This window comes from Robbsia andropogonis (assembly GCF_000970345.1).
Classification (GTDB): domain Bacteria; phylum Pseudomonadota; class Gammaproteobacteria; order Burkholderiales; family Burkholderiaceae; genus Robbsia; species Robbsia andropogonis.
The window spans coordinates 1-5,732 of sequence record NZ_LAQU01000082.1; the positions used below are offsets into that span (position 1 = coordinate 1).

Annotated in this window: 10 protein-coding genes; 3 read left to right on the top strand and 7 right to left on the bottom strand. The window is 56.2% G+C overall.

Going from position 1 to position 5,732, the window contains the following annotated elements; translation table 11 throughout:
• Nucleotides 1–26: 26 nt before the first annotated feature.
• The 7 genes from WM40_RS30490 to WM40_RS25530 all read right to left on the bottom strand — a co-directional run bounded on the left by WM40_RS30490 (nt 27) and on the right by WM40_RS25530 (nt 4,018).
• Nucleotides 27–341, bottom strand: coding sequence for a hypothetical protein (locus tag WM40_RS30490; protein WP_157686010.1), 315 nt, complete (start codon nt 339–341; stop codon nt 27–29).
• The gene (locus tag WM40_RS25500; protein ID WP_046154414.1) at nt 338–739 is read right to left on the bottom strand and encodes a helix-turn-helix domain-containing protein; all 402 of its coding nucleotides are present in this window, start codon (nt 737–739) and stop codon (nt 338–340) included. The genes WM40_RS30490 and WM40_RS25500 overlap by 4 nt, the downstream gene beginning before the upstream one ends.
• Before the next feature lie 364 nt (nt 740–1,103).
• Nucleotides 1,104–2,480, bottom strand: a complete 1,377-nt coding sequence (locus WM40_RS25510) for a replicative DNA helicase (RefSeq protein WP_046154416.1) — start codon at nt 2,478–2,480, stop codon at nt 1,104–1,106.
• Nucleotides 2,477–3,310, bottom strand: coding sequence for a hypothetical protein (locus WM40_RS30960; RefSeq protein WP_046154417.1), 834 nt, complete (start codon nt 3,308–3,310; stop codon nt 2,477–2,479). The genes WM40_RS25510 and WM40_RS30960 overlap by 4 nt, the downstream gene beginning before the upstream one ends.
• The gene (locus WM40_RS31845; protein WP_046154418.1) at nt 3,310–3,492 is read right to left on the bottom strand and encodes a hypothetical protein; all 183 of its coding nucleotides are present in this window, start codon (nt 3,490–3,492) and stop codon (nt 3,310–3,312) included. Before WM40_RS31845 ends, WM40_RS30960 begins: the two co-directional genes overlap by 1 nt.
• A complete protein-coding gene (locus WM40_RS25525; RefSeq protein ID WP_157686012.1) occupies nt 3,492–3,752 on the bottom strand; it encodes a hypothetical protein in 261 nt (86 codons plus the stop codon). Before WM40_RS25525 ends, WM40_RS31845 begins: the two co-directional genes overlap by 1 nt.
• Nucleotides 3,753–3,799: 47 nt before the next feature.
• Nucleotides 3,800–4,018: a Cro/CI family transcriptional regulator gene (locus tag WM40_RS25530; RefSeq protein WP_046154422.1), complete on the bottom strand. Its 219-nt coding sequence runs from the start codon at nt 4,016–4,018 to the stop codon at nt 3,800–3,802.
• 91 nt (nt 4,019–4,109) lie between these two features.
• Here WM40_RS25530 and WM40_RS28335 point away from each other — a divergent pair, with 91 nt between their 5' ends.
• From WM40_RS28335 to WM40_RS25545, 3 genes are all read left to right on the top strand, one after another.
• Nucleotides 4,110–4,466, top strand: coding sequence for a helix-turn-helix domain-containing protein (locus WM40_RS28335; protein ID WP_052738541.1), 357 nt, complete (start codon nt 4,110–4,112; stop codon nt 4,464–4,466).
• Between the two features lie 60 nt (nt 4,467–4,526).
• Nucleotides 4,527–4,937, top strand: a complete 411-nt coding sequence (locus tag WM40_RS29205; RefSeq protein ID WP_236693702.1) for a hypothetical protein — start codon at nt 4,527–4,529, stop codon at nt 4,935–4,937.
• 433 nt (nt 4,938–5,370) lie between these two features.
• On the top strand, nt 5,371–5,732 hold a 362-nt coding region (locus WM40_RS25545), incomplete at its 3' end, for a hypothetical protein (RefSeq protein ID WP_046154421.1).

Consider the following 5,732-nt stretch of genomic DNA (forward strand, 5'->3'; position numbering starts at 1 on the left):
AAAATTGTCAGAGATCAAGAAATCGTTCACGCCCTCACCTCATGAATAACTTCTTCATCAATAGGAAGGCCAGATACAGGTCGCAGTCGCGTATCGGGCATGGTAACTTCGGTGAAGTAATGCGATGTTCCATCCGGAGCAGAAACCCGCAAAGGACGAGAAAGCTTTATGCGCCAAATGATTCCGTCCGGAATACCTGAAGCCCTGAAGCGGCGTCCTTTGATGGATGAGAATTCGTCGCCGTTGAATGCACGCCCAACTATCTCGACAATTGTCCCCATCAGTTCCGGGCGTATTTTCGCAAAGACGACTATTGCTAAATCCCCTGGTTTGCAGTTCACGCCCGCACCCCACACTGAGCCATGGCCACGCCGAAGGGATTGCCTGCCTGAGCACGCAAAACGGGCAACATATTTGCAATCGCGGAATCGATGTCAGAAATCGCTTTTGCCCTGAAGTCATTTACGTTGCCATTTGAAACTTTCCGGGTCTCAACATACGTTACGTCCGGCTCGCCCGAGATTTCGAAAATCTGAGCGCGCTTGCCTTTGATTGTCCTTGGTCGCGCATACGCATACACCCGAAGCGCTCGGGGCGATCCTGGCGGAGTAGCTTGCCGATACCCGGCAATAACGAACCTCACAGCCTCGTATTTAATCCCCAACACATTCGCAATCTCTACGGCAGACATCGGACCATGCTGCTCGATAGCGTCCAGAATTCGTGCAATAGCTTTCATACTGTTTCAACCTCCCCGAAAACAGTCAACATCGTCTTGATCGCAGTGCCGTCGCGCACTTGATCGCATGTGAAGCGGAAAACTCTGTAGCCGAGAAGAGCGGCCAAGTTGGACTTCTCGCAATCCTTCGTGAATCCCGCTCCCCGCGTATGCCTGCCGCCAGACCAAACACCTCCCTCGATTTCGACCAACACCATCCGCTCAGGCCATGCGAAGTCGGCCCGAAACCGGCGAGGCTTGGCAAAGACAAACTCACGCTCAAACGCCGGAAGCGAAGAGGCCCGGCAATGCAGCGCGAATGTTTCCTCAAGTGCGCTCGTGGGCAAATGCGCCCGCGCGTGCGCGCGCGTTTTATTAGCGGCGGTCATCCCTCAAACCCCCTGCTACGTGATCGAGTCGGCGCAGCCGGATGCGATGGCCACGCACCAATGCGGTCTTGGAACGCCGTCCATTCGCCTGCGTAATTCAAGCCAACGTCCTGAATCTTTCCGTGTCGATTCTTTGCTATCCGTGCTAAAGCGAACCCACGCCACTCATCGCCGCAATCAGGGTTCGCGACTTCTTCGCGGTGGATGAACAGGATCACATCGGCGTCTTGCTCAATCGATCCAGAGTCCCGCAAATCGGACGGCTGCGGAATGCGCGACGCCCGCTCTTCGACTTTTCGGCTAAGTTGCGACAGAAGCAAAACTGCGATGTCCAATTCCTTGGCCAGCGCCTTGACGCCCCGCGATATAGCCCCGATCTGCTCGTTTCGGTTATCTCCGTCGCCGCTCATCAGTTGCAGGTAGTCCACGACCAGAAGATTCAACCCATGCTTGCGCTTGATGGCCCGCGCTTTGTTCCGCACATCCAGCAGCGTCAAGCAGCCTTGGTCATCGATGAACAAGCCCAGGTCAGTCACCTTGTGCGCCGCGACCGTCACAGACCGCCAGAAATCCTGATCGTCCAGGGGCGCATTCATGACCTTACTGAGCGGGATGCGGCCAAGCTGCGCTGTCGCACGATCAACGATTTCGGCCGTTGGCATTTCTTGTGACAGGAAAAGGCATTGACCCGACTCGGCAACGCTCAGGCCGATGTTCAGCGCGAGCGACGTTTTCCCCATCCCAGGTCGGCCAGCGAGAACAATGCTCTGCCCCGGACGGAATCCGCCGTTCAGCGCTCGGTCCAGGTCAACCAAGCCCGTCGATATGACTCGCTCCTTGCCTTCACTGCGCCGCTCGATGACGCTCAAGTGCTCGGCCATGGCAGCGGACAGCTTCACGGCCTCCTTGCGCTCCTGTGTGCGCGCCAGACCCTCAAGCTTCGCGGATGCCCTATCGAGCAATGCAGCCGCAGAATCCGGGCTATTCGTCGCGTCCTCTTGCATTTCCGACGCTGTTGCGAGAAAGGCGCGCTTGGTCCATCGGTCAATCACGATCGCCGCGTATCGGGCCACGTTCCCGATTCCCGGTGCCGAGGTGGCCAGGGAGTTCAGGTACGGCAGGCCACCGCAGTCTTGCGCCTTCCCTTTCGCGTGCAAACGCTCGAACACCGTCAGCACGTCAGCACCGACGCCAGCGCCCAGCAACGCAGTGATTTCGGCATAAATCGCACAGTGGTCACCCCGGAAAAAGTGCTCGGCCTTCAGCGCTCCGACGCGATCTACGGCATCGTTGTTGAGCATCAAAGCGCCCAGCACGTACTGCTCAGCCTCGATCGATTGCGGGATCGCGTTGCGGATGTCGTCGTGGCTCATGCTGTGACTTCCTCGTCTTCGTAGCGTCCCTCGCGGATCTTCGCGAAGTTTTCGGCCTTCAGGAGCCATTCAAGCCCCGGCGTGAAAGGCTTGCGGTCATGCTGCGATGCGCGGCCAGTCAAAAATCGCGAGTGCGAGACGTACTCGAAAAATCCTCGCCACCAGTCGAGGTTCTGACGCCTTCGGTCCTCGTTCCACCTCACACGGAGCGTTGCTTGCCGTGCAGGTGTCCAGTCCCGGATCGCCGGATTGGACGGCAGGATGGCGTGGTACAGGGCGATGATCTGCTGATGCGGGCAGGCAGGATGCCCGGCATGAGGTTCAGCAGCATCCGTCGAATCCTGCGAAGTCAGGTCGAGCGTCGGCAATGCGTCGTCAGCATCGCTGTCGACAAGCAATGCGTTAGCATTGCTAGGTTTTATCTCTTCTCTTCTCTTCTCTTCTCTGGTCCGAGATTTGTCCGCTTCAGATGCGGACACATTTCCTGATTGTCGAGCGACACGCTTTCTCTCCGAGTCTTGCGCGCGGCGCTTTGCAGATTGCCCGTTATGCTCATCAAACCTAGGAATAGCAAGGCCTTCGTCTTCCTGCGTCAGCCATCCAACCGACACCATAGCAGCGCCAAATCCAGGAAACCCGATCAAGTCATCAAGTATCTCTAGCGTGTATCCGTCCATGAAACCATCTTCGGAATGGACATCAAAAAGACTCCAAACGGAATGTAGTCCGCCGATAGTTCGAAGTCTGTCCGCTTTCAATGCGGACGAAATACGGACAACCTTCGGACTCGTGTGAAGGTCGGAGCGCATCTTTATCCAGTCGCCTGCCATTATTCGCCCCCTCTGCGTTTGCTCTCTGCTTCACACTCGCGCCTATCAATGTTCTCTTTGAGCGCGTCAAGATTCTGTTCAAAGGCGCGCGCGAGGAACCAATTCAAAGATCGAAATGAGCCCAAATCAGCTTCGGGGTCTGGACGGCCATCCTGCAGCGTGGAGGATTTGCGAACTGTCATCACTCGTCCCAAGAAAGCTGTTCTTCGCGCGAGACAGCGCGCATGTGTTCTGCGGCGAGGATCTTGTACGCCTCGAAAGTGCGCTGTGAGACGCACACGGCGGACTTGGGCACGACCTTGAGATTGAGTGCGGCAATGATTTCGCAGCAGCGCGGCATTTCATCTTCCTGCGACAGCCAACGCGAAATCGTTGCCGGTGAACGCTGGATTTCTTCAGCGACACGGTTCTGCCCGGTCAATGAAACGGCCTGCAAGATCACGCCTTGTATCTTGCGTGCCATTGCGCCCACCTCAGGCGATGATGTGTTCACGCCGCCACCGCTGTGGTTGTAGGGGTGGGCGCGTAGTTAAAGCCTTCTGGCAAAGCTTTGCCGAGCCTCATCGCGGCACCAACGACCATATCGGTCTGCCGTTGATCCAGCGGATCTGCCCATTGCCAGACTGCTGCCTTAGTAACGCCCACGGCACGCCCGAGCGCTGCGCCGCTCCCGAACATATCGATCGCTTGTTGCTTTGTGAGAACCATGACTTCCTCCGCCATCAATTCCCATCAGTATAGAACACTTTACCCAGGTCAAGAAAGCATTCTTTACCACGGCTCGTATAGAGTGCTTTACATGCAACTCAGCGAAAGAATCCAACTAATCCTCGACGAGCAGCGCCTCGACCAACCGGCGCTGGCTAAGATCGCGGGTGTCACCAAAGCCACCGTCAATCAATGGATTTCGGGGAAGATCAAATCGATCAAGCTCGAATACGCCGCCCCTATCGAGGCGCGGTTCGGGTACAGCGCAGTTTGGCTGGTGCTGGGAACCGGAGCGGCAAGACCGTCCGCCTGGCCGTTCAAGGCCGTTACCCGAGCAGATTTCGACGCTTTACCCGCCCCGCTGCGGGAGGAAATCGAGCATCACATAGAGTTCGTTGTCCACCGACAGCGGACAGAACTGGAGCGCCAGCGCCACAATGCTGCGTGAGAGCACCGCCAAGATTCTGCTGTTTCCAGGCTCCTATACTTGATAAACCCGGGGATTTATATGTATCGAAAAACGCTAAGTATTTTGGCCTATGGAGCAGCAACATTGCTTGTTGGATGCACCTATAACGTTGCTTTATTGCCGCACGGCCCTGGGAAAATTGCTCACGGAACAGCTAATAAGATCGACAAAAGCGTTCATGTGGTGATTAATGGACGCTCCTTCGATGGGCATTTTGTCTATGTCCAAGGCGGATCTTTCGCACTTGGAAGCGCCTTTTCAGGGACGCAATCTGCTACCGCCTCAGCAATTAACGTCAATGCAGTAGGCGCTGGAAATGTTCTCGCGGAGTCTGCGGACGGGCATAATTTGCGATGCGTGTTTAACTACAGCGGGCTATCAAACCAGGGTAGCGGTCAATGCCTGACAGATGATGGCGTGTCTTACGATTTGCAAATAACACAAAACTGAGGTGCGCCAGCAATGGATCGCGAGAGGATAGAGAAAATTAAGGAGGCGCACCGAGAGTGGGAGCGTGCTCGCTATCTAGGAGGATTAGCTTTCCACTGGGTGCCTAAATGGAAGCGCTGGCTTATTGCCGCTTATATCCTAGGGTCTGGCCTGCTACTATTTGTGATGCTTGTTGGAATCTTAAATCGCTTGAGCGGCACAGAGATTTTGCTCCTTGCTATTGGCATCTCTTCTGTTCCAAGTTTCATATGGGTATCCCGCGAAGAGCGGCGGTTTTATCAGATCCGAGACCAGATGCGCACAGAAAGGCGGAACTAAGGTTGCAGGGAACCCACCCGCTACGGCGGGTATTTTTTTCGCTACGCGGTTTAGATATCTTTACTTGCTCAGGTTAAGTGTTCTATACTTGCTCCATACCCACCCGGAGCAAGACATGTCCACTACCAACCCCGTCTACGCCGCGCTGGCTGCTTTCGCGCCAGCCCAGGTATTCGACATTGACCCGAACCGCGCGGCGTGCCGCGAGGAAAACCAGCGCCAGATGGAGGCGCGCGCCATGCGTGAATCCGCTGCCCGCGCTCAAGCCGCAATGGATCGCCTGGAATCAGCTTGCCGCCCGACATACGGCGCGCTGGAACTGATGAAGCGCCAAACCGGTTCATTCGCCGCTTCTCTCGCGCAGACGTACACGCTTGCCGATTCGACGAACCAGGAAAAGCTGGTTGCCCTGTTCGGCGACATGTTTGCGCGTTACAGCGCGAATGCCGCGATGGTGTTCTCCGGCGATGCTGCGGC

What these genes read in the sequence shown, in the direction of transcription:
- WM40_RS25500 (WP_046154414.1), bottom strand. Translation starts at nt 739, where the DNA reads ATGAAAGCTATTGCACGAATTCTGGACGCTATCGAGCAGCATGGTCCG.
- WM40_RS25510 (WP_046154416.1), bottom strand. Translation starts at nt 2,480, where the DNA reads ATGAGCCACGACGACATCCGCAACGCGATCCCGCAATCGATCGAGGCT.
- WM40_RS30960 (WP_046154417.1), bottom strand. Translation starts at nt 3,310, where the DNA reads ATGGCAGGCGACTGGATAAAGATGCGCTCCGACCTTCACACGAGTCCG.
- WM40_RS31845 (WP_046154418.1), bottom strand. Translation starts at nt 3,492, where the DNA reads ATGACAGTTCGCAAATCCTCCACGCTGCAGGATGGCCGTCCAGACCCC.
- WM40_RS25530 (WP_046154422.1), bottom strand. Translation starts at nt 4,018, where the DNA reads ATGGTTCTCACAAAGCAACAAGCGATCGATATGTTCGGGAGCGGCGCA.
- WM40_RS28335 (WP_052738541.1), top strand. Translation starts at nt 4,110, where the DNA reads ATGCAACTCAGCGAAAGAATCCAACTAATCCTCGACGAGCAGCGCCTC.
- WM40_RS29205 (WP_236693702.1), top strand. Translation starts at nt 4,527, where the DNA reads ATGTATCGAAAAACGCTAAGTATTTTGGCCTATGGAGCAGCAACATTG.